Consider the following 23,170-nt stretch of genomic DNA (forward strand, 5'->3'; position numbering starts at 1 on the left):
TTATCAGTCGCGAATTATTCCATTGTCATGTCCGCCAACGATCTGTTCTTACGCAGTGCCGTCAACGATTTGTATTGCGACCATCACGGCTGGCTTCAAGGCTGGTTGCGCAAGCGCCTTGGTAACACGTTCGATGCGGCTGATCTGGCCCAGGATACGTTCGTTCGCGTGATCAAGGCGCGCTCGGCCCTGGATATACGCGAGCCGCGGCCCTATCTGTCGATGATCGCCAAAGGCTTGCTGGTTGATCTTTTTCGCCGCCGCTCCCTTGAGCAATCGTACCTGGATGCGCTGGCCGCCATGCCTGAACGGCAGCAGCCGTCGCTGGAAGAGCAGGCGATTCTGTTCCAGGCCCTCATGGAAATCGATCGACTGCTTCAAGGGCTGGGACCGCGGGTCAAGCAGGTGTTCATCCTGTCGCAATTCAACGGCCTGACGTACCCGCAGATCGCCGAGCGCCTGGGTGTCAGCGTGCGCACGGTCAATAACCATATGGCCAAGGCCATGGAACACTGCTGCCTGATGCAGATCCAGTTGCAGCTTGCATGAGCCTGTCGCCCGAGCAACTACAAGCCATTCGTGCCGCGGCGCAATGGTACGCCCGGCTGCACTCCGGTATCGCGGCGGACGCGGATCGGGCCGGATGGCGGGCCTGGTTGGCCGCGGATCCGTTGCATGATCAGGCGTGGCAACGCATGGCGGCGGTGTCTGAACAAATGGCCAGCGTGCCGGGCGCATTGGCCGCCCCCACCTTGAGCGAACCTCTTGGCCGTTCGCGACGGCAAGTGTTGCGAAGCGCCTTGCTGCTCACGACCACCGGTTGCCTGGGGTGGTGGGGCTGGCGAAGCGAGACCGCGCAGAACTTGCGTTGCGATTACCGGACCGGCATCGGCGAGCGGCGGGCGTACCAATTGGCGGACGGCAGCACCGTACTGCTCAACACCGACACGTCGATCGACGTTCGTTTCGATGGCAAACAACGCGTTATACGGCTGCTGTGGGGCGAGATTATCGTCACGACTGCAGTCGATCCTTCGCAGCGCCCCTTCAAGGTCGTCACAGAGCAAGTCGAGGTGTTGGCCTTGGGAACCCGTTTTATCGTCCGCGCCCAGGCCCAGCATGGCGAGGTGGCAGTGCTTGAAAAGGCCGTCGAGGTCAGTTTGCGCAGTGGCGGACCCGCGATGCGGGTCGATGCCGGCAACCAGCTGGATTTCAGCGACCAGGCGCTGGGCAGGCCAAGGGCCAACGACGTGTCGGTCGGCGCCTGGCAACAAGGCAGCATCATTGCCATCGACCGTCGATTGGATGCCTTGTTGACAGAGCTGTCGCGCTATCGCGTGGGGATACTGCGTTGCGACCCGGCTATCGGCGATTCGAAAGTTTCAGGCGTTTTTCCCATCGACAATACCGACCTTGCCCTTGCGGCGCTGGAAAGCGGTTTCTCATTGCGGGTGACTCGATACAGCCGGTTCTGGGTTCAGGTGTCACATAGCGGATAGCCCCGATCCCCCCGCATCATTCAATAAAAAATGTTTTGCACTTTTTGTCTGCATCGTTCGGCTCATCCCTCAGTGAATTTCTTGACTGTGGGGAGGGGACGCATGTCTCGCGTGAACGCGCCAGGTCGTCTGGCGATTGCAATGAAAATCGGATTGTTGGCTGTTACGTCCTCCAGTGCCTGGATGGTGCAGGCGAGCACTACTCCAGGAGCTTCGGGCCAGCAACGCTCGGTGCAGGCTTACACTATTGGCGCTGGCACCCTCATGGATGTGTTGACGCGCTTCGCCAGCCAGGCTGGTGTTGCAATCTCGTTCGATGCCGCTCAACTCCAAGGCTTACAGTCGCCAGGCTTGAACGGTTCCTTTGGCGTGGCCGACGGCTTCGCTCGCATCCTGGGCGATAGCGGCCTGCAAGCCGAGCCCCAGGTCAGCGGGACCTATCGGCTTCGGGCTGCGCCTTCTCGCGGTTCGGCCATGGAATTGGGCACCACCACCATCGACGGACAACTGCTCACTGCGACCACCGAAGATAGCGGCTCCTACACCACCGGAGCGGTCACCATCGGCAAAGGCGAACACACGCTGCGCGAGACGCCGCAATCGGTCACGGTGATCACCCGCAAGATGCTCGACGACCAGAACCTGAACACCATCGATCAGGTCATGGAAAAAACGCCCGGCATCACCGTCTACGATTCGACCATGGGCGGCAAGTATTTCTATTCCCGCGGGTTCCGGATGTCGGGCCAATACCAGTACGACGGTGTTCCGCTGGACATGGGCAACAGCTATGTCCAGGCCGACAGCTTCAGCAGTGACATGGCCTATTACGACCGGGTCGAAGTCCTGCGCGGCGCCGCCGGGATGATGAAGGGTTCCGGTGGTACTTCAGGTGGCGTCAATTTCGTTCGCAAGCGCGGCCAGGCCACGCCCCAGACTGAACTCAGCCTCTCGGGTGGCACTTGGGACAACTACCGCGGGCAAGTCGATACAGGCGGCCCCCTGAACGACGCCGGCACTGTGCGGGGCAGGGCGGTGATCGCCGAGCAGAGCCGGCATTACTTCTACGACGATGCCCAGCGCAAGGATCAGGTCTACTACGGCGCCCTGGACGTCGACCTGACGCCCGACACGACGCTCGGCCTGGGCGTGGCCTATGAGGACGTCGATGCGAGCCCGTGCTGGGGTGGGCTTCCACGCTACCGGGATGGCAGCGATTTGAAACTCAGTCGTTCCACGTGCCTGGACCCGTCGTGGAATACCTGGCGCAGCCAGCGGACCACAGTGTTCGGCGACCTGCGGCATCAGCTCAACGACGACTGGGCCGTGAAAGTCGCGGGGGTCTATACGAAAAATACCCAGGACATCAAATACGCGTTTGCATCAGGCTCGGTGGCACCCGGTTCCTCGACCACCAATCTGCTCGGCAGCATGTACGACTATGATCAGGTCGATTACGGTCTCGACGCCTACCTGGACGGCAAGTTCGACGCCTTCGGCCAGCGTCATGAGCTGATCTTCGGCGTCAATGCCAGTCGTTCGGACAAAGACGACTTCTACTCGGTCGCCTTGTTGCCACAGAAGCAGGATGTGTTCGATCCGGACCGGCACATTCCCGAGCCGGACGACAGCTACTTCATCGAAAACTCGACGCGAGGTGGTCCGGTCAAGACGGTCACCGAGCAGCGCGGCGTGTATTCGACGCTGCGCCTGAAGTTGGCGGACCCGTTGACCTTCGTAGTGGGAAGCCGGGTGAGCTGGTACAGCTCCAAGAGTGACTCGGTATTTCTCACGGGCGGTACGGAACACGCCAGGAGCACCGAGACCGGCCAGGTCACGCCGTTTGCCGGCGTGTTGCTGGACCTCAACGAACACCTGACCGCGTACGCCAGTTACTCGGAGATCTTTACGCCCCAAGGCAATTACCGCTCGCAAAGCGGTTCGGCGCTCAAGCCGTTGATGGGCGAGAGTTATGAATTGGGGATCAAGGGCGAATGGTTCGAGGGCCGCTTGAACACCGCTTTCAACCTGTTCCGCACGGTGCAGAAAGACCAGGCCCAGACCGACTACAACTCAAGCTGTGCGTCGTCGGATGGCTACTGCTACGAGAACGCCGGCAAGGTCCGCGCCCAGGGGTTCGAAGCCGAGATCAGCGGCGAGGTTATCGAGCGCCTGCAACTGCTGGCCGGCTACACCTACACCCAGACCAAGACGCTCGACGATATTGACGCCAGCCTCAACGGTGGTTCGTTCAACAGCTACGTGCCGCGCCATGTGCTACGCCTGTGGGGAGACTACGCCCTCGGCGGGGCATTGGAACGGTTCAGTGTCGGCGCCGGGGTCAATGCCCAAAGCGATAACTTCCGCGTATCGCCGGTCAGCGGCGAGAAGATCACCCAGGCCGGTTATGCCGTGTGGAACGGTCGCGTTGGCTACCGCATCGATGACACCTGGTCAGTGGCGCTCAACGGCAACAACCTGTTCGACAAGCGTTACTACACCACCATCGGGACGGAGAGCTTCGGTAACTATTACGGTGAACCCCGCAACTTCACCGCGACGGTAAAGGCACGCTTTTGAAGCCTGTGGCGAGGGACGTTCATTCCCTCGCCACACTCGGGTTCAGTTAGTGTCCAGATCCACGTTCCGCGTTTCCCGCAGGCAGATCATGCCGACCACCAGGCTCACGCCAGTAATCACCACCGGGTACCACAGCCCGTAGAAGATGTCCCCGGTGTAGACCACCAGGGCAAACGAGACCGTGGGCAGGAAACCGCCGAACCAGCCATTGCCGATGTGGTAGGGCAGGGACATGGAGGTGTAGCGGATCCGGGTCGGGAACAGCTCGACCATCAGCGCCGCCAGCGGGCCGTAGCACATGGCCGAGATGATGATCAGCGCGACGATGAGGGCGACGATCATCGGCCGATTGATCTGCTGGGCATCGGCTTTTTGCGGATAGCCCGCCAAGGTCACTGCGCCGCGCAGGGCCGCCTCGTCGTAACCTTCGAGTTTCACGTCGCCGACATTCACTTGCACCGGGCTTCCGGCCGGTGCCGCGACGCTGCTGTAGGGCAGGCCTTGCTTGACCAGGAAGGTCTTGACCTTGTCGCACGGGCTGTCGAATCGCGCCTTGCCCACCGGATCGAACTGGAAGGTGCAGGTGGCCGGGTCGGCGATCACGCTGATCGGCGCCTGGCGGCTGGCCTGGTCGATGGCCGGGTTGGCGTAGTGGGCGAGGGTCTTGAAGATCGGGAAGTACAGGGCGGTCGCCAGCAGCAGGCCGATCATCAATACCGGTTTGCGCCCCACTTTATCCGACAGCCAACCGAAAAAGATGAAGAACGGTGCGCCGATCACCACGCTGACAATCAGCAGGCTGTTGGCCAGGGCCGGGTCCATCTTGAGGAATTGGGTGAGAAAGAACAGCACGTAGAACTGCGCGGCGTAGAACGTCACCGCTTGCCCGGCGTTGATGCTGAACAGGGCGATCAGCACCACCTTCAGGTTTTCCCATTTGCCGAACGATTCGCGGATCGGTGCCTTGCAGCACTTGCCTTCTTCTTTCATTTTCAGGAAGGCCGGCGACTCATGCAGGCTCAGGCGAATCCAGGTGGAAATGCCCAGCAGCAGGATCGACAGCAGGAACGGGATGCGCCAGCCCCAGACCTCGAATTGATCGCCGGTGAAGTAGCGGCAACCCAGCACCACTAGCAGCGACAGCAACAGCCCGAGGGTCGCGGTGGACTGAATCCAACTGGTGTGGAAACCGCGCTTGCCGATGGGTGCGTGCTCGGCGACGTAAGTCGCCGCGCCGCCGTATTCGCCGCCCAGGGCCAGTCCCTGGAGCATGCGCAGCACCACCAGGATGATCGGCGCAGCGATACCGATGCTGGCGTAGTTGGGCAGCAGGCCGACGCAGAACGTGGCCAGGCCCATGAGCACGATGGTCGCCAGGAAGGTGTACTTGCGGCCGATCATGTCCCCCAGCCGCCCGAACACCAGCGCACCGAACGGCCGTACGATGAAGCCGGCGGCGAAGGCCATCAGGGCGAAAATGAACGCGGTGGTGTCGTTCACCCCGGCGAAGAACTGTTTGCTGATCACCGCCGCGAGGGCGCCGTAGAGGAAAAAGTCGTACCACTCGAACACCGTCCCGAGGGACGAGGCGAAGATGACTTTCTGGGTTTCCTGGCTGGTGCCGGCGCTGCGCGTGGCTTCCAGGGGCTGAACATGTTCAGACATAGCGGTATCCCTCACAGTGATTGTTTTTGTTGTTCCACTGCGACGCCGGGTGGGGCGTCTCCTGGTTTGATACGTTCCTTTTGCTTACGCATTTCTCCTTGTGGGAGCGGGCTTGCTCGCGAAGGCGGTGTGCCAGTCGACATCATCGTTGGCTGATACACCACCTTCGCGAGCAAGCCCGCTCCCACAGGGGGCACTGCTGTTTTCAGACCGTGGCCGGCTCCTTTTGGCTCGTGATGCTTACGGTGACCGGTTCGAGCATCATCCGCGCCGCCTTCTCGGCAATCATCAACGTTGGCGAGCAGGTGTTGCCCGAGGTGATTCGCGGCATGATCGAGGCATCGGCGATGCGCAGGCCCTTGATGCCGTGCACGCGCAGTTGCGCATCCACCACTGCGTCGCCGTCCTGGCCCATGCGACACGTGCCCACCGGATGGAAAATCGTCGTGCCGATGCGGGCGGCGGCCTGGTGCAGTTCCTCTTCGGTTTGCAGGCTCGGGCCGGGCAGGTATTCCACCGGCTTGAAGGCGCCGAGGGCCGGGGAGGCGACGATCCGTCGGGTCAGGCGAATGGCGTCGGCGGCGACGCGCAGGTCTTCGGGATGGCTCAAGTAGTTGGGCTGGATCAACGGCGCTCCACTCGGATCGGCCGAACGAATGTCCACCCGCCCGCGGCTCATCGGGCGCAAATCACACACCGAGGCGGTGAACGCCGGGAAGCTGTGCAACGGTTCGCCGAAACGTTCCAGGGACAACGGTTGCACGTGGTATTCGAGGTTGGCCGAGGTCTGTTCCGGCCCCGAGCGGGCGAACGCGCCGAGTTGGCTGGGGGCCATGGACAGCGGGCCGCTGCGGTCGTACAGGTAGCGCAGGCCCATGCCCATCTTGCCCCACAGCGTGCCGGCGATCTGGTTCAGGGTGCGGGCGTTTTCCAACTGATAGATCAGCCGCAGTTGCAGGTGATCCTGCAGGTTGCCGCCCACGCCAGGCAATTCGTGCACGACGCCGATCCCCAGGCGTTGCAGCAGGCTGCGCGGGCCGATCCCGGAGCGCTGCAAGATGCCCGGCGAACCGACCGCCCCGGCGCACAGGACGATTTCCTTGCGGGCCTTGAAGGTCATGTTCTTGCTTTGCCAACGAGCGCTCACGGCTTGGGCGCGGTCATCGCGCAACAAAACGCGGTCGACTTCGACCTCGGTCAATACCGTCAGGTTGGGGCGATTGCGAATCGGCTTGAGGAAGGCCTTGGCCGCATTCCAGCGCACCCCGGCCTTCTGGTTGACCTGGAAGTAGCCACACCCTTCGTTGTCACCGCCATTGAAATCCTCAACGTTGCGGATGCCGCTCTGTTCGGCGGCGGTGCGGAACGCGTCGAGAATCGGCCATGACAGGCGCTGGCGTTCGACTCGCCATTCGCCGGCCGCGCCGTGGATTTCGGAATCGCCCGCGAAGTGGTTTTCGCTTTGCCTGAACAGTGGCAGCACATCTTTCCAGGCCCAGCCAGGGTTGCCTTCGGCGGCCCAGCCATCGTAGTCCGCGGCCTGGCCACGCATGTAGATCATGCCGTTGATTGATGAGCAGCCGCCCAGGACCTTGCCGCGCGGATAGCTCAGGGCGCGTCCTTGCAGGCCCGGTTGGGCTTCGGTCTTGAAGCACCAGTCGGTGCGCGGGTTGCCGATGCAGAACAGGTAGCCGACCGGGATGTGAATCCACGGATAGTTATCGCGCCCGCCGGCTTCGAGCAGCAGCACCCGGTGTTGCGGGTTGGCCGAAAGCCGATTGGCCAGCAAGCACCCGGCAGGGCCGGCACCCACGATCACGTAATCGTATTCATCGACGACAGGTTGCATTCGCGACCTCGTTTATTGTTTTTGTGGCATTCATCCTAGTTGTTAGTTTTCGTCAAAAGAATGTTAGTTTTTGCGCAGCTGCTGTGCGTTTATAAACAGTCCTGCCTTCAGGCCCACCCAAGGATCGCCCCCATGTTCGACTGGAATGACTTGCGTTATTTCCTGGAGCTGCAACGCAGCGGGCGTTTGTTGACGGCTGCACGGCGCCTGAACACCACTCACGCCACGGTGGCGCGGCACATCGAGGCCATCGAGAAAAGCCTCGGCACCGCGCTGTTCGTCCAGCATGCCCAGGGCTACGAGTTGACCCCGGCCGGCGAGACGTTGCTCAAGCATGCCGAAGCCATGGAGAACGTGGCATTGCTGGCCCAGGAGGACATCACCCAATCCAGCGCACCCTTGGGCAAGATCCGCCTGGGGGTGACGGAAGGGCTTGGCATCATGTTCCTGGCCAGTCGCATGGACGGGTTGTTCCAGCGTTATCCGGGGCTGGAGGTGGAACTGGTGGCGGTGCCGCGCTTCGTCAGCATCCTCAACCGCGAGGCGGAAATCAGCATCCACCTCGAACGCCCGGCGGCCGACCTGTTGGTGACGCGCAAGCTCACCGACTACAGCCTGGCGCTCTATGCCAGCCAGGCCTACCTGGATCGCTCGCCGCCCTTGCGCAGCCGCGAGGACTTGGCCCGACACGCCTGGATCGGCTACGTCGACGACCTGTTGTTCAGCCAGGAACTGATGTTTCTCAACAGCTTTTGCCGCAAGCCTCGGGTGGTGTTCCACAGCACCAGCGTGATCGCCCAGCAACAGGCTGCGCGCTCGGGCCTGGGGATTGCTGTGTTGCCGTGCTACATGGCCAGCGGCGACCCGACGCTGTTGCCGCTGTTGCCGGACGAAACCATCCGCCGCAGCTACTGGATCAGCACCCGCCGCGAACTGCACAAGTCCGTACGGTTGCGCGTGCTGTGGGATTACGTGGTGCAGTTGTGCGAGCGCGAGCAGAGGTTGCTGTTGCCCTGAGCATTGCCCGGTGGCGAGGGTGTCCGCTCAAGTCCGATTTATGGCCCGCAATGACCTCAAGCCAAAACGCTGGGGTGCCTTAGTGTGGAAGCTGTCAGACCCACAATAAGAAAGCGCCGCGAGAGGGCCCTATGCGGTTACCTAGGTTTTCGCTGCACCCTGCCATTTCCATCGTGTTACTCACCCTGTTGGCAGGTTGCGATGACGCACCCACGCCACCCACGCCCACCGCGATCACGGCCATGCCCAGCGATGCGTCGCTGGCTCGGATCTACGACAGCAGTTGCAAGCTCTGTCACGCCAATCCCGCCGCCGGAGCGCCGTTGACCGGCGATACCAATGCCTGGGCCCCGCGCCTGGCACAGGGCGCCGAGACTCTGCTCGATCATGCGATCAACGGCTACAACGGCATGCCGCCGATGGGCCTGTGCATGCACTGTTCCGAGGAGCAGTTCCTGGCCCTGATTGCCTTCATGTCCGGACAACGATTCCAATAATCCAACAAGGGGTTTTCCGGCATGACCATGGATTACTCGCGACGTCGATTGCTGCAACAGGCCGGCGTTGTCGCGGCCCTCACTGCGCTGGGCAGCCAGGGCGCCCTGGCCGAACTGATGCGCGCCCCGCGACTGATTCCATGGCGCAATTGGTCGGGCGCGCAAAGTTGCCTGCCTGCCGCGCGCCTCGCCCCTCAGGATATGGATGAACTGGTGCAGGTGGTGCGCCGCGCCGAAGGCCGGATCCGCCCGGTGGGTTCCGGCCATTCCTTCAGCGCCTTGGTGCCCACGGATGGGACCTTGCTCTCCTTGAGTTTTTTCAGCGGCTTGCTGGATCACGACGCGGCCACCCTGCAGGCCGAATTCGGCGGTGGCACGCCGATGTCGCGCATGGGCACGGCGCTTCAAGCCATTGGCCAGGCGCTGCCGAACATGGCCGATGTCGACTACCAGACGCTGGCCGGTGCCATCGCCACCTCGACCCATGGCACGGGTAAGGCGTTCGGTTCCTATTCGTCCCAAGTCGTCGGCCTGCAACTGGTCACGGCCAATGGCGAGGTGCTCGATTGCGATGCCCGGCAGCATCCCGAAGTGCTCAGTGCCGGCCGGGTCTCCCTGGGCGCCTTGGGACTGATAACCCGCGTGCGCCTGCAAAACCGCGCGGCCTATCGATTGCGCGAGCACCAATGGGTGGCGAAAACCGAGGAGTTGCTCGAGGACGTGGACACCAACACCCGGGACAACCAGCATTGGGAAATGCAGGTCGTCACCCATTCCGACTATGCGCTGTCGATCACTCTGAACGAAACCACCGACGCCGCCACGCCGCCGATCAGTCCCGAGGAGGAGGGCGGCAACGAGTTCGTCAGCGTGATTGAAAACCTCGACAAGTACGGCAGCGATTTCCCGGCGACTCGCCGAGCCTTGCTCAACAGCCTGCGCTGGGTGGCCGATTTCGATGATCGGGTCGGCGACTCCCATGACATCTACGCCAACGCCCGCACCGTGCGCTTCAACGAAATGGAGTACTCGGTGCCGGCTGACCAGGGCCCGGCATGCCTGCGGGAGATCCTTGCGCTGATCCGCGACAAGAACCTGCGAACCTGGTTTCCCATCGAGTACCGCTACGTGAAGGCCGATGACATTCCCTTGAGCATGTTCGAAGGTCGGGACAGCTGCGCCATCTCCGTGCACCAGCATTACCAGATGGATCACCACAACTTCTTCGCGGCCATCGAACCGATTTTCTGGAAATACCAGGGGCGCCCGCATTGGGGCAAGTTGCACTCGCTCAACGCCAGGACGCTACAAGCGTTGTATCCCCGCTGGGAGGAGTTCGCCCGAGTGCGCCAGGCCCTGGACCCGGGCGGCAAGTTTCTCAATGGGCATCTTTCGACGATCCTGGGGGTGAGCTGATGGGTTTCAATCGTCGTCGCTTCCTGGCGGGAACGCTGGGCGCCGGGGTGTTGTTGGCGGGTGTCGGTGCTTGGCTGCGACCGCAGGACCGAGGTGCGCCGTACAGCGAATATTTTCGCCAGCTCAACCGTGAGCTCAAGGCCCATGGCCCGATGCGCCCGGTGATGCTCATCGACCTGGATCGACTCGACCACAACATAGACGTGGTGAAGGCCTCCGTGCAACGCGCCGGCAAGCAGTTGAGACTGGTGGAGAAGTCCTTGCCAGCCCCCGGCCTGCTGAATTACATCGCCCAGCGTGCCGAGACCTGGCGCTTGATGTCGTTCCACCAGCCGTTTCTCAACCATGACGCAGTGCAGTTTCCACAGGCCGACATCCTGCTGGGCAAACCCCTGCCGGTGCGTTCCGCCGAGCTGTTCTACACGCAGCACAAAGGTCCTTTCGACCCGGCGCGCCAGTTGCAATGGCTGCTCGACACGCCTGAGCGACTGGAGCAATACCGGGCATTGGCCCAGGGGCTGGGTGTTCGCATGCTGGTCAACCTGGAGCTGGACGTCGGCCTGCACCGGGGCGGGATCGCTGACGAGGCGAGCCTGGACGCGATGCTCAAGGCGATCCGCGCCCACCCGGCCCAACTGGAGTTTGCCGGGTTCATGGGTTACGACCCGTTCGTGGGCATGGGCGTGCCGGAGATCGTCGCAACGCCGCAGACGCTGCTGGCGCGGGTCATGGCGATCTACCGCGCGCGCGTGGATTTCGTGCGCCTGCGCTATCCCGATCTTTGGCGCCCCGGCCTGACGCTCAACACCGCCGGCAGCCCCAGCTACCGCATCCACGAACAGGAAAACCTGAGCACCGAGGTGTCGGTGGGCACGGCCATGCTCAAGCCCAGCCACTACGATTTGCCGTCATTGAGCGAACATTTGCCGGCGGCCTATATCGCCACGCCGGTGTTGAAACGCACCGGGGCGGTGAACATCCCGGCGCTGGACGACACGTCGCGGATTTTTTCCGGGTGGGACGTGAACCAGCGCGAGACCTTTTTCATCTATGGCGGCAACTGGATGGCCGACCTCGAGGCACCGCACGGTTTGCAGGTCAACGACCTGTATGGACGCAGCTCCAATCAGGAAATGGTCAACAGCTCCGCAGCGGTCGGACTGGGGCTGGAGGACCAGGTGTTCCTGCGCCCGACCCAGACCGAGTCGGTGTTGCTGCAGTTTGGTGATTTGCTGGCGGTGCGGGCGGGGAGGATTATCGAGAGCTGGCCGGTTTATAGCTGAATCCAGCTGGTCGAGAGCGCGTCTTTGTGGCGAGGGGATTTATCCCCGCTGGGGCGCGAAGCGGCCCCAAATGCCGACAATCCGGTAGGTCAGTCAGATTGAGTTGCTTCTAGGGGGGGCTGCTGCGCAGCCCAGCGGGGATAAATCCCCTCGCCACAATGGGAGCTTTTAGAAGGCAAACGGAATACTGATCTTCGCCCAGAGCATCTCGCCTTCGGGGCGGTTCTCCACGTCGAATTCCTTGGCCCAGCGAATCTCGGCGCTGGCGTATTTGAGGAAGGTCACGTGCAGCGCCGGGCCGATGGCGAACACCTCGCCGCGCACGCCGTCGTCCACGTCCTGCCCGGCGAATTGCACGGTGCGGCCGTACTGTTTGTCGTCGGTGGTCTGTTTCAGGTAGTAGCCGTTGAGGCCCACCGTCACGTTATCGTTCAGCCGGTAGCTGGCGGAATAATCGAAGTGGAAAATCTGCCCCGAGCGGTAATCGGTGTCCTTGTTTTCGCGGTTGAAGCTGTAGGTGGTTTTCATCGACAGCTCGGTGTTGTCCGTGGGCAGCCAGGTGAAGGAAAACAGCGGTTTGTAGGTGTAGAAATTATTGCTGGTGTTGGCCAGTCGATCGGCATCGTATTCACCGGTCGGCACGGTGATTTCCACCGCGGCGGCCAGTGTCAGGTGCTTGCCCATGTCCCAGAGGATGATGGGCGAAATGGTCGTGTCGCCCATGCTTTCGCGCGTATCACTCAGGCCGAATGCGGCGACCTCCTGCTTGAGCCAGGGCTGCGCGACATAGATGCCCAGTCGCCCGCCGGCCACTCGCAGCGGGCTCAGGTAGTCGATGCGCGGGATCACCGCCGTGGATTCGATTTCGACGCCCGGCACTTCGCCGCCCAGTGAGCTGATGTTGAATTTTCGGGCCTTGTAGTGGTTGTAGTAGAGGTTGAACGCAACCATGTGGTCCGGAAGGCTATCGACCTCCAGCGGCAGCACATAGAAGCCATCGGTGCCGGTGCCGATGTTGTCGACGCCGGACTCGGTGGCCAGGGCCGGCAAGGCGTTGGCGCAAGCCAGGCCCAAGGTCAATTGCAAGGTGAATCGCGTGCGGATCGGGTTCATGGAGGGGCTCGTTATTATTGTTGGAAACGCACCAAGGGTCCGAGCCATAGAAATAAGCCGTTCGCCGCCGCCAGGGCAGGGTATTGGCGGCCATTGAGGGGACTTGCGCGGCCAGATTCCAGTCCCCCTCTATTCGCCGGGTCATGCTAACGTCTAGAAACAGACTGTTACAAAGCGTTCTCCTATCCGCCCTGGAATCCGCCCATGCAGATGAAAGTCATCGACCCCACGTTCGAGCTGGCGCTGGTATCGCCGTTCCTGTTGCAGACCCTTGCCGACGTTGTGGTGGACAAGGGGTTCGATGCGGCGATCCTGTGTCGAGGCCTGGGGTTCGGCCTCGATGACCTGCAAGACCCAACCCATCGCATTTCCCATCGCCAGGCCGTGGTCATGATCCAGCGGGCGCTCAAGTTGTTACCCGACCAGGGGCTGGGGTTGTGGGTCGGCGACCGCAACGTGCTGGGCACCCTGGGTTTGCTGGGACACGTATTGTCATTGTGCGAGACCTTGCGCGACGTCTTCGCCCTGGGGGTGCGCTACCAGCGCACTACCGGCGGCATCGCGCAGATCAGCGCCGAAGAAGCCGGCGACCGGATCACGGTCGAGGCGACGTGCCAACTGCCCTTTGCCGACGTGCAGGTGTTTGCGGTCGAAGAATTCTTCGCCAGTGTGTTGGTCTATGGCCGGGCGCTGGCGGCGTCCGACTTCAAGCCACAGGCAGTGGAATTCATGCACGCCGCGCCTTCCTATGCGGGCGAGTACCAGCGGATCTTCGGGTCGGTCGTGCGCTTTGGCTGCCGGCAGAACCGCATGCTGATCGATGCTGGCTGGCTGGAGGTGCGCCTGCCCAACCATCATCCGCTGGCCCTGCGCCAGGCACTGGCCTTGCTGGAGCAGGAGGCCAGCGAAGTCCACCAGAAAATCGACCTGATCCAGGCCGTGGAGCGGGCGATTGCCCGGGACCTGGGCCGTGGCAGCCATATCGATAAAATCGCCAGCGACCTGAACATGAGCAGCCGTACCTTGCGCCGGCGCCTGACCGAGCACAACCTGACCTTCGAAGCGTTGCTCGAACAAGTTCGTCGTGGCCGGACCTTGAACCTGCTGGCCAATCCCGAGCTGTCCATTGAGCGCATCACCGAGGAAGTCGGCTACAGCGATGTGCGCAGTTTCCGCCGGGCGTTCCGACGCTGGACCGGCATGAGCCCGAGCGCGTTTCGCAATGAGAGCGCCGACGCTCGGCTCTAAGGTTATGTCCAAACAGTATTTCTCAAGTCTTACGGGCTTTCCCTAAGATCACGTCATAACTCGTTATGACAAGTGAAGAAAGCCATGCCCGACAACGTTCTTTCCCTCGACAGCGTGCCGCTGCACACCCAACTGCGCGACGTGCTGCGTGCACGCATCCTCGACGGTGAATACCCCCAGGGCAGCCAGATGCCGTCGGAAAGCGAGCTCGGCGCGTTGTTCCGCGTCAGCCGCATCACCGTTCGCCAAGCCTTGGGCGACCTGCAAAAGGAAGGGCTGATCTTCAAGATCCATGGCAAAGGCACCTTCGTCGCCAAGCCCAAGACCTTCCAGAACGTCAGCACCCTCCAGGGTCTGGCCGAGTCCATGACCGGGCGCGGTTTCGAGGTGATCAACCGCCTGCGCAGCTTCAAGTTCATGGCGGCGGACAAGTCAGTGGCCGAGCGCCTGAAACTGGCGGAAGGGGACGTGGTGGCGCAGATCAAGCGGGTGCGGCTGATCAACCGCGAGCCGGTGTCCCTGGAGATCACCTACCTGCCCAAGGCGCTCGGCGAGCGCCTTGAAAAAGCCGACCTGGTCACCCGCGATATTTTCTTGATCCTGGAAAACGATTGCGGCCTGGCCCTCGGTCATGCGGACCTGGCCATCGATGCGGTGTTGGCCGACAGCGACCTGTGCCAGGCCCTGGAGATCGAGGCCGGATCGCCGGTCATGCGCATCGAGCGCCTGACCCACGGCGCCGATGGGCAACCGCTGGATTTCGAATACCTCTACTACCGCGGCGATGCCTTCCAGTACCGCTTGCGGATCGACCGGCAGAAAGGGACGCAGGCATGACCCAAAGCTCAAGAAGCATCCTCGAACAGGAATACGACATCGTCGTCATCGGCGGCGGCACCGCCGGGCCCATGGCCGCGATCAAGGCCAAGGAACGCAACCGCGACTTGCGCGTGTTGTTGGTGGACAAGGCCAACGTCAAGCGCAGTGGCGCCATCAGCATGGGCATGGACGGGCTCAACAACGCGATCATCCCGGGGCACTCGACGCCTGAGCAATACACCAAGGAAATCACTATTGCCAACGACGGCATCGTCAACCAGGCCGCGGTGTACGCCTACGCGACCCACAGCTTCGAAACGATCGAGCAATTGGACCGTTGGGGCGTGAAGTTCGAGAAGGACGAAACCGGCGACTACGCGGTGAAAAAGGTTCACCACATGGGCGCCTACGTGCTGCCGATGCCGGAAGGGCACGACATCAAGAAAGTCTTGTACCGGCAGTTGAAACGGGCGCGGGTGAGCATCACCAATCGGTTGGTCTGCACCCGGTTGCTGACCGACGAAGAGGGGGCGGTGAACGGGGTGATGGGCTTCGATTGCCGCACCGCCGACTTTCATGTGATCAAGGCCAAGGCGGTCATTCTCTGCTGCGGCGCGGCGGGACGCTTGGGGCTGCCGGCCTCAGGCTACCTGATGGGCACCTATGAAAACCCGACCAATGCCGGCGATGGCTACGCCATGGCGTATCACGCCGGCGCCGAGCTGGCGAACCTGGAATGCTTCCAGATCAACCCGCTGATCAAGGATTACAACGGCCCGGCGTGCGCCTATGTCACCGGCCCCCTCGGCGGCTATACCGCCAACAACAAGGGCGAGCGTTTCATCGAGTGCGACTACTGGAGCGGGCAAATGATGTGGGAGTTCCACCAGGAACTCGAAGGTGGTAACGGTCCGGTGTTCCTCAAGCTCGATCACCTGGCCGAGGAAACCATCCAGAACATCGAAGAGATCCTGCACAGCAATGAGCGGCCCAGCCGCGGGCAGTTCCACGCCAACCGTGGCACCGACTACCGCACGCAGATGGTCGAGATGCACATCTCCGAAATCGGTTTTTGCAGCGGTCATTCGGCCTCGGGCGTTTGGGTCAACGAGCGGGCGGAAACCTCGGTCAAGGGCCTGTACTCGGCGGGCGACATGGCGGCGGTGCCGCACAACTACATGCTCGGTGCGTTCACCTATGGCTGGTTTGCCGGCAACAACGCCGCCGATTTTGTGGCAGGCAAGGATTTCTCGGCGCTGGATGCCGGGCAGATCGAGCGGGAGAGGGCGCGTGTCTACGCGCCGCTTGAGCGCGAGCATGGCCTGCCGCCGGCCCAGGTGGAATACAAGCTGCGCCGCTTCGTCAACGATTACCTGCAACCGCCGAAGGTCACGAAAAAAATGCAGATCGGCCTGCAACGCTTCAGCGATATCCAGCGCGACCTGGACCAGATCAAGGCCCATAACGCCCATGAATTGATGCGCGCCATGGAAGTCAGCGTGATCCGCGACTGCGCCGAAATGGCCGCCCGGGCCTCGTTGTTTCGCGCGGAAAGCCGTTGGGGGCTGTACCACTATCGAGTCGATCACCCACGGCGCAACGACAGCGACTGGTTCTGCCATTGCCATTTGAAGAAAGGCGAGGACGGCACGATGACCTCGTTCAAGAAAGCCGTCGAGCCCTACATCATCGCCCTCGATGCCGACGAGCTGCAGGCCTACGACCGGCTGCGGGTCGGCGCCGACGCGGCGTGAACCCATCACCTAAAGAGAACGCCCATGGCCTATCAACCCCAGGAAATCTTCTTTCGCTCCAATGCCCCCGTCACCGTGGACGAGGACAAATGCATCGCCCACAAGGGCTGCACGGTGTGCGTCGACGTATGCCCCATGGACCTGCTGGCGATCAACCCGGCAACCCAGAAGGCCTACATGGCGTTCGATGAATGCTGGTATTGCATGCCCTGTGAAAAGGACTGCCCGACGGGGGCGGTGAAAGTCGAGATTCCGTACCTGTTGCGTTGACCGATAGGACGCCTTCGCGAGCAGGCTCGCTCCCACAGGGGATCGAAGCCAGTCGCAGTGCTTATGTACACCGTTAAAACCTGTGGGAGCGAGCCTGCTCGCGAAGGCGTTCCGACGAAGAGGCCACCACAGACACCACAAAAGCCATCCGGCACCCCCGGACGCATTCTTCAAAACACCCCTCGTTTCCCACCGCGCCCTGATCGCGGCGGAGACGAAAAACCAATAAATGATTCGAGGGGATATACCCATGTTATTGCGTGCAGCACTGGCCGGTCTGGCACTGGCTTCATTGACCCTGCCTGCCCAGGCAGACACCATCCGCATCGCCATCGGCACCCAGGACACCACCATCAACTGCGCCGCCGGCGGGTTGCTGATCCGGGAGCTGGGCCTGTTGGACAAGTACTTGCCCCACGACGGCGCGTACAAGGATGCCCACTACGACATCCAGTGGAAAAACTTCACCAGCGGCGCGCCACTGACCAACGAGATGGTCGCCGGCAAACTGGACTTCGGCGCCATGGCCGATTTCCCGGGTGCTTTCAACGGCGTGGCGTTCGAGACCGCCGGCAAGCACAGCCTGTTCATCAGCGTGCTGTCGGGCAGCACCCAGGGCAGCGGCAACGGCATCGTCGTGCCCAGTGCCTCGGGTGTACAGTCCCTGGCCGAGCTCAAGGGCAAGACGATTTCCGTGCCATTCGCTTCCACCGCCCATGGCATGTTGCTGCGCGCCGTCGCGGCCCAGGGCTGGGATCCGCTCCAGGATGTGAACATCATCGCCCAGCCGCCGGAGGTCGCCGGCTCGGCGTTGCAGGCCGGCAAGATTGATGCGCATGCCGACTTCGTGCCCTTCGCCGAGCTGTTCCCCAGCCGTGGCTTCGCCCGCAAGATCTATGACGGTGCCCAGGCAAAGACGCCGACATTCCATGGCGCGCTGGTGGACCAGGCCTATGCCAGGAAGTACCCGGAAATCGTCGTTGCCTACTTGCGTGCAACCATCGAAGCCAATCAGTTGCTGGCCGCCGAGCCGGAGAAGTACAGCGAGCTGATCGCCAAGGTCACCGGGGTGGATGCCGAGGTCAATTATCTGTTCCACGGGCCGCTGGGCGTGCAGACCCGCGACTTGACCTGGAAACCGGAATACCGCCAGGCCGTCGGCACCGCCATCGACACCCTCAAGCTGCTGAAGAAGGCCGATCGGGGGCTGGACCTCAACACATTCATCGATGACCAGTACATCCGCGCCGCCTTCAAGGCATCGAACCTCGATTACACCGCGCAACTGGGCAACTACGCCCAGACGTCCATCGGCACGCCCGACGCCTTGACCGGCCAGGCCATCACCGATGCCCGCCATGTGGCCGAGATCTGGGTGCGCGGCGAGCCGAAAGTGCGTCATTACGCCTCGGCGCAGTCAGCCTTCAGCGCACTGGCAAGCCTCAAGCAGGAAGGCAAGGGCATCCGCGCCGTCTACGCCCAGGCCAGCGACAGCGGGATCAAGCTGTTGGCCGAGCAGGCGTGGTTTGCCAGTGATGGCAAGGGCCAGCTCAGCGCGTTCCTGTTGAAAGGGCAGGCCGAGCAGTTTGCCACGGCCCAGGGCGGCAAGGTCCTGGACTTCACCGAGGCGACGACCCAGTCGGTTGCTGCCCGCTGACTTGCAAATAACCTGTGGGAGCGAGCTTGCTCGCGATGGCGGTGTGTCAGTCATATCAACTTCAACTGATCTGACGCCATCGCGAGCAAACTCGCTCCCACAAGGATTCCACTCCGGAGGAAGATTTGTGTACCCATCACCCAAACGCTGGCTCCTGCGAGCCGCTTCCTTGCTGCTCTGCCTGCTGTTCTGGCAACTCGCCGCCGCCGGCCACTGGGACCTTGGCCTGGTGACCTTCGCCAACGTCCCGACGCCACTGGCGGTGATCCAGGCCGCCCTTGGCCTGGGGGAGTCGGGCAATCTCGTGCGGCATCTGGGCAGCAGCCTGGGCCGGGTCTTCGCCGGGTATGGCGCTGCGCTGTTGATCGGTGTAGCGCTGGGCCTGGCCATCGGTCGGTCACGCTGGGCCGAAGATCTGTTGCTGCCGCCGCTTGAAGTGCTGCGGCCGATTCCGGCGGTGGCCTGGATTCCGTTGGCGATCCTGATGTTTCCCTCGTCGGAGTTGTCGATGGTCTTCATCACCTTCACCGGCGCGCTGTTCCCGATCCTGCTCAACACCGTGCACGGCGTCGAAGGGGTGGACCGGCGATTGATCGCCTCGGCGAAAAGCCTCGGCGCCGGACGCCAGGCCATCCTGCTGGAAGTGATTCTGCCGGGGGCCGCGCCGAGCATCATCACCGGCCTCGCCATCGGCATGGGCACTTCCTGGTTCTGCCTGGTGACGGCGGAAATGATCGCTGGCCAGTACGGCATCGGTTACTACACCTGGGCGTCCTACACCGTGCAGAACTACCCGGACATCGTGGTCGGCATGTTGCTGATCGGCGTGCTGGGCATGGGTAGCAGTTTGTTGATCAAGCGCCTGGGCGGGCTGTCCACGCCTTGGCATCGACCCGGAGGAAAAGCCTGATGAGTGCGATGCAAACGCTGGAAGGACGGATCGACATCCGCCAGTTGTCCATTGTCCTGGGGCAGGGCGCCCAGGCCTTCGAAGCGGTGCAGGGGCTCGATTGCCAGATCGAGGCGGGCCAGTTCGTCTGCATCCTGGGGCCGTCCGGTTGCGGCAAATCCACCTTGCTCGGCGCCCTCGCCGGGCACCTGCAACCGAGCACGGGCACGTTGAAGGTGGACGCGGTGCCGGTCGTTGGCCCGTCGCCCCAGCGCGGCATGGTATTCCAGCAACACACCTTGTTTCCGTGGCGCAGCGTGCGCGACAACGTCGCCTTCGGCCTGAAGATGCGTGGCCTGGGCAAGCTCGAACGGCACCGGGCTGCCGACGAAATTCTTGCGCTGGTGGGCCTGGAGGGGTTTGCCGGGCACTGGCCCGATCAGCTCTCCGGCGGCATGCAGCAGCGGGTGGAGATTGCCCGGGTGCTGGTCAACCGTCCGCGCCTGTTGCTGATGGATGAGCCCTTCGGCGCGCTGGATGCCCTGACGCGCTTGAACATGCAGGAACTGCTGCTGGACATCTGGACGCGGATCCGCACCACCGTGGTGTTCGTCACCCACGACATCGACGAGGCGCTGTTCCTGGCCGATCGCTTGCTGGTGATGAGCCCGCGCCCGGGTCGGATCATCGAGGACCTGCGCCTGGACTTTCCCCGTCCACGGACGACTGAGTTGGTCACCCGCCCTGAATTCGCCCGATTGAAGCGCCACTGCCTCGAACTGCTGCGTCATGAAGACGGCCAGCAACTGCCACGCCTCAATCCCCTTGGGCTGCCTCCTGAAACCTCCTTGCCGCGATTTGCCCTATGACCTCTCTATTTGAAAACACCGACAACGACGACATCCTTGCCCTGCAACCGCGCCTGACCGACGACGACGCCGGCGTGCGCCGTATCGCGCTGATCGAACTGGCCGACCTCGAAGAGCCCGAAGGCCTGCTGTGGCTGGTGGATCGCCTGGCACATGACCCCAGCGCCGAGGTGCGGGCCGAAGCCGCGCGATTGCTCGAAGCCTGGGAGGACGCGCCGGTGGTCGCGGCCTTGTGTGAGGCCCTGACCGATCCATCCCCGAGCGTGCAGGCCGCAGCGGCCCAAAGCCTGAGCCTGCTCAAGAGCGAGGCGGCAGGAAGGGTGATCTTGCCTTGGACGGTTCATGTTGATGCCGATGTGCGCGTCGCCGCGTTCCGGGCGTTGCGCGAGTTGCGCCTGGGTGATGCCGCGCCAGCCGCTGTCGCCGCGCTGGCTGATCACGATGCCGGCGTGCGTCGCGAGGCGGTTGGCGTGCTCGGCTGGCTCAAGCACCTCGACGCCTTGCCGGCCCTGGCGCGGCTGGCCAGTGATGATCCGGAGAGCGAAGTGCGCCGTGCGGCCACCGGTGCCCTCGGCCTGGCCTCGGATGCTCAAGTCTTGCCGGCGCTGCGCCAGGCCTTGCGGGACCCGGCCTGGACGGTGCGCGAAGAAGCCGCCACCACACTGGGCAAGGTCGGCCACACCGATGCCGGCCCAGCCCTGATCGAGGCGCTGGCAGATGATTATTGGCAAGTGCGTCTGCGGGCGACTCGTAGCCTGGGTCGCTTGCGTTACGCCCCGGCACTGGCGGCCTTGATCGAGACCCTGGCTCATCGCATCAGTAACCTGCGCAAGGAGGCGGCCCTGGCGTTGGGCGAGTTGAACGATCCTGATGCCATCCCGGCGTTGCAAGCCGCCCAGGACGATGGCGATCCGGAGGTACGCAAGGCTGTGCGCATTGCCTTGGGCCAATTGCAATGAGCCCGCTGACGATTGGCAATTCCCGGGAGAAGGGGCTGTTGCGGCTGAGTTGGCCTGATGGGCGTGAACAACGGCTGGACCATGCCGAGTTGCGCCGTCGGTGCCCCTGCTCGCGGTGCCGGGCGTTTCGCCTGCAAGGATTGGCCGTTCAGGTGGATTCGCGGGTTCGGGTGGTTGAGGTCAATAGCCAGGGCTATGGGGTGCAGTTGGTCTTCAGTGATGGGCATGAGCGGGGGATTTTTCCCTGGGAATACCTGGCGGGGTTGTAGCTTTGTGCCCATCCCTTGTGGGAGCGAGCTTGCTCGCGATGACGTCAGTACATTCAACCTTTTTGCAAGCTGACCCACCGCCATCGCGAGCAAGCTCGCTCCCACAGGGATACGCTGGTTACTTGAGCAATCGGTGAACCCGTGGCGAGGGAGCTTGCTCCCGCTGGGCTGCGTCAGCAGCCCCAAAATCATTCAACACGGTTAATTTGGTTTTGCGCAGTCAACCCGTGAACTGACTGGCGGCGCTTGTCAGAAAAACCATGGAAGAGTACAAATGTACTCCATGACGACTCTCACTCCCCGCCGCACCGCCATCCTGACCTTCATCCGCGAACGCATCGCCGAGCAGGGCCAGTCTCCCAGCCTCGCTGAAATCAGCGAGGCGTTTGGTTTCGCCTCTCGCAGCGTGGCGCGCAAGCATGTGCTGGCGTTGACCGAAGCCGGCTTCATCGAGGTCAATCCGCACCAGGCCCGGGGCATTCGGCTGTTGAACCAGCCGCCGCGTCCCGAGTTGCTGGACGTGCCGGTGCTGGGACGGGTGGCCGCCGGGCTGCCGATCGGGGCTGATGCCGAAGTCCACAGCCGTCTGTTGCTGGACCCGGCGATTTTCACCAAGGCGCCGGATTACCTGCTGCGCGTCCAAGGCGATTCGATGATCGAGGACGGCATCCTCGACGGCGATCTGGTGGGCGTACAACGCACGCCCCAGGCCGCCAACGGACAGATCGTCGTGGCGCGCCTGGACGGTGAAGTGACCATCAAGCGTTTCGAGCGAGTCGGCGAGCGCGTACGCCTGTTGCCCCGCAACCCGGCCTATCAGCCAATCATCGTCGAAGCCGACCAGGACCTGGCGATAGAAGGTGTGTTCTGTGGCCTGGTGAGGCAAGGCTGATGGGCGCCGTCGTTGCGTTGGACACGCTGTTCAATGGCGGCCAGGTCTGGAAGGGCCGGCCTGCGCCACCGGCCGCCAGCCCGCAGCCTACTGGCCATGCGATGCTGGACGCGGCATTGCCCAGCGGCGGTTGGCCGGAAGCGGCGTTGACGGAAATCCTCATCGGCGCGCCGGGCGTGGGCGAGTTGCAACTGGTGTGGCCGACCCTGGCGCGGTTGTCCGCGGCGGGGGAGCGGATCGTGTTGGTGGCGCCGCCGTTCGTGCCCTATCCCCAGGCCTGGCGAAATGCAGGGGTGGACTTGCGCCAGTTGTCGATCATCCAGGCCGATCCACGGGAGGCCTTGTGGGCCACCGAGCAATGCCTGCGTTCGGGCAGTTGCGGCGCGGTGTTGTGCTGGCCGCGCCAGGCGGACGACCGGGCCTTGCGCCGTTTGCAGGTCGCCGCAGAGACCGGCCAGACCCTGGCGTTCGCCTGGCGCTCGATCCAGGAAGCCATCAACCCGTCCCCGGCGGCCTTGCGCATCGCCATCGATGCCCGGCCTGCGCAATTGCGGGTGCTCAAGTCCCGCGGCGGACTGGCCCGTTCGGCGCCGATCGCTTTTCCCACGCTCACAGGGCATTGAGG

General features: G+C 62.8%; 21 protein-coding genes. 18 read left to right on the plus strand and 3 right to left on the minus strand.

Going from position 1 to position 23,170, the window contains the following annotated elements:
- Positions 1-27: 27 nt before the first annotated feature.
- The 3 genes from KSS97_RS11080 to KSS97_RS11090 all read left to right on the plus strand — a co-directional run bounded on the left by KSS97_RS11080 (position 28) and on the right by KSS97_RS11090 (position 4,079).
- Positions 28-549 (plus strand): sigma-70 family RNA polymerase sigma factor, encoded by a 522-nt coding sequence (locus tag KSS97_RS11080; RefSeq protein WP_030137936.1) that lies wholly within the window; start codon positions 28-30, stop codon positions 547-549.
- Positions 546-1,499, plus strand: coding sequence for a FecR domain-containing protein (locus tag KSS97_RS11085; RefSeq protein ID WP_217861631.1), 954 nt, complete (start codon positions 546-548; stop codon positions 1,497-1,499). The genes KSS97_RS11080 and KSS97_RS11085 overlap by 4 nt, the downstream gene beginning before the upstream one ends.
- A gap of 102 nt (positions 1,500-1,601) precedes the next feature.
- Positions 1,602-4,079, plus strand: a complete 2,478-nt coding sequence (locus KSS97_RS11090) for a TonB-dependent siderophore receptor (protein WP_217861632.1) — start codon at positions 1,602-1,604, stop codon at positions 4,077-4,079.
- 42 nt (positions 4,080-4,121) lie between these two features.
- On the opposite strand, the gene KSS97_RS11095 is transcribed toward KSS97_RS11090, so the two are convergent.
- Positions 4,122-5,744, minus strand: coding sequence for an MFS transporter (locus KSS97_RS11095; protein WP_030137939.1), 1,623 nt, complete (start codon positions 5,742-5,744; stop codon positions 4,122-4,124).
- Between the two features lie 205 nt (positions 5,745-5,949).
- Positions 5,950-7,593, minus strand: a complete 1,644-nt coding sequence (locus KSS97_RS11100; RefSeq protein ID WP_217861633.1) for a GMC family oxidoreductase — start codon at positions 7,591-7,593, stop codon at positions 5,950-5,952.
- 132 nt (positions 7,594-7,725) lie between these two features.
- On the opposite strand from KSS97_RS11100, the gene KSS97_RS11105 reads away from it, so the two are divergent.
- The 4 genes from KSS97_RS11105 to KSS97_RS11120 all read left to right on the plus strand — a co-directional run bounded on the left by KSS97_RS11105 (position 7,726) and on the right by KSS97_RS11120 (position 11,806).
- Positions 7,726-8,610 carry a LysR family transcriptional regulator gene (locus KSS97_RS11105; protein WP_030137941.1) on the plus strand — a complete coding sequence of 295 codons (885 nt, stop codon included), beginning with the start codon at positions 7,726-7,728 and terminating at the stop codon, positions 8,608-8,610.
- 131 nt (positions 8,611-8,741) lie between these two features.
- On the plus strand, positions 8,742-9,107 hold the full coding sequence (locus KSS97_RS11110) for a c-type cytochrome (RefSeq protein WP_198798144.1): 366 nt from the start codon (positions 8,742-8,744) through the stop codon (positions 9,105-9,107).
- A 117-nt stretch (positions 9,108-9,224) separates the two neighbouring features.
- Positions 9,225-10,523, plus strand: a complete 1,299-nt coding sequence (locus KSS97_RS11115) for a D-arabinono-1,4-lactone oxidase (protein WP_217861981.1) — start codon at positions 9,225-9,227, stop codon at positions 10,521-10,523.
- Positions 10,524-10,597: 74 nt separating this feature from the next.
- A complete protein-coding gene (locus KSS97_RS11120; protein WP_217861982.1) occupies positions 10,598-11,806 on the plus strand; it encodes a DSD1 family PLP-dependent enzyme in 1,209 nt (402 codons plus the stop codon).
- Between the two features lie 168 nt (positions 11,807-11,974).
- Here the strand turns inward: KSS97_RS11120 and KSS97_RS11125 are convergent, their stop codons facing one another.
- On the minus strand, positions 11,975-12,919 hold the full coding sequence (locus tag KSS97_RS11125; RefSeq protein WP_217861634.1) for a SphA family protein: 945 nt from the start codon (positions 12,917-12,919) through the stop codon (positions 11,975-11,977).
- A 204-nt stretch (positions 12,920-13,123) separates the two neighbouring features.
- Here KSS97_RS11125 and KSS97_RS11130 point away from each other — a divergent pair, with 204 nt between their 5' ends.
- The 11 genes from KSS97_RS11130 (at position 13,124) to imuA (ending at position 23,168) form a co-directional block, all read left to right on the plus strand.
- Positions 13,124-14,167, plus strand: coding sequence for an AraC family transcriptional regulator (locus tag KSS97_RS11130; protein WP_030137946.1), 1,044 nt, complete (start codon positions 13,124-13,126; stop codon positions 14,165-14,167).
- Positions 14,168-14,251: 84 nt separating this feature from the next.
- Positions 14,252-15,004 (plus strand): GntR family transcriptional regulator, encoded by a 753-nt coding sequence (locus tag KSS97_RS11135; protein WP_217861635.1) that lies wholly within the window; start codon positions 14,252-14,254, stop codon positions 15,002-15,004.
- Positions 15,001-16,740 carry a fumarate reductase/succinate dehydrogenase flavoprotein subunit gene (locus KSS97_RS11140; protein ID WP_030137948.1) on the plus strand — a complete coding sequence of 580 codons (1,740 nt, stop codon included), beginning with the start codon at positions 15,001-15,003 and terminating at the stop codon, positions 16,738-16,740. Before KSS97_RS11135 ends, KSS97_RS11140 begins: the two co-directional genes overlap by 4 nt.
- Positions 16,741-16,764: 24 nt before the next feature.
- On the plus strand, positions 16,765-17,010 hold the full coding sequence (locus KSS97_RS11145) for a 4Fe-4S dicluster domain-containing protein (protein WP_003180418.1): 246 nt from the start codon (positions 16,765-16,767) through the stop codon (positions 17,008-17,010).
- Positions 17,011-17,260: 250 nt separating this feature from the next.
- Positions 17,261-18,667 carry an ABC transporter substrate-binding protein gene (locus KSS97_RS11150; RefSeq protein ID WP_217861636.1) on the plus strand — a complete coding sequence of 469 codons (1,407 nt, stop codon included), beginning with the start codon at positions 17,261-17,263 and terminating at the stop codon, positions 18,665-18,667.
- 127 nt (positions 18,668-18,794) lie between these two features.
- Complete coding sequence (locus tag KSS97_RS11155) at positions 18,795-19,577, plus strand: ABC transporter permease (RefSeq protein ID WP_217861637.1); 783 nt, start codon at positions 18,795-18,797, stop codon at positions 19,575-19,577.
- On the plus strand, positions 19,577-20,425 hold the full coding sequence (locus tag KSS97_RS11160; RefSeq protein WP_217861638.1) for an ABC transporter ATP-binding protein: 849 nt from the start codon (positions 19,577-19,579) through the stop codon (positions 20,423-20,425). The genes KSS97_RS11155 and KSS97_RS11160 overlap by 1 nt, the downstream gene beginning before the upstream one ends.
- Positions 20,422-21,384, plus strand: a complete 963-nt coding sequence (locus KSS97_RS11165; RefSeq protein ID WP_217861639.1) for a HEAT repeat domain-containing protein — start codon at positions 20,422-20,424, stop codon at positions 21,382-21,384. The genes KSS97_RS11160 and KSS97_RS11165 overlap by 4 nt, the downstream gene beginning before the upstream one ends.
- The gene (locus KSS97_RS11170; RefSeq protein WP_198798136.1) at positions 21,381-21,653 is read left to right on the plus strand and encodes a gamma-butyrobetaine hydroxylase-like domain-containing protein; all 273 of its coding nucleotides are present in this window, start codon (positions 21,381-21,383) and stop codon (positions 21,651-21,653) included. Before KSS97_RS11165 ends, KSS97_RS11170 begins: the two co-directional genes overlap by 4 nt.
- Positions 21,654-21,927: 274 nt before the next feature.
- Positions 21,928-22,545: a transcriptional repressor LexA gene (lexA, locus tag KSS97_RS11175; protein WP_030137954.1), complete on the plus strand. Its 618-nt coding sequence runs from the start codon at positions 21,928-21,930 to the stop codon at positions 22,543-22,545.
- Positions 22,545-23,168 carry a translesion DNA synthesis-associated protein ImuA gene (imuA, locus tag KSS97_RS11180; protein WP_217861640.1) on the plus strand — a complete coding sequence of 208 codons (624 nt, stop codon included), beginning with the start codon at positions 22,545-22,547 and terminating at the stop codon, positions 23,166-23,168. Before lexA ends, imuA begins: the two co-directional genes overlap by 1 nt.
- Positions 23,169-23,170 lie beyond the last annotated feature (2 nt).

The sequence above is a fragment of the Pseudomonas alvandae genome (assembly GCF_019141525.1).
GTDB lineage: Bacteria > Pseudomonadota > Gammaproteobacteria > Pseudomonadales > Pseudomonadaceae > Aquipseudomonas > Aquipseudomonas alvandae.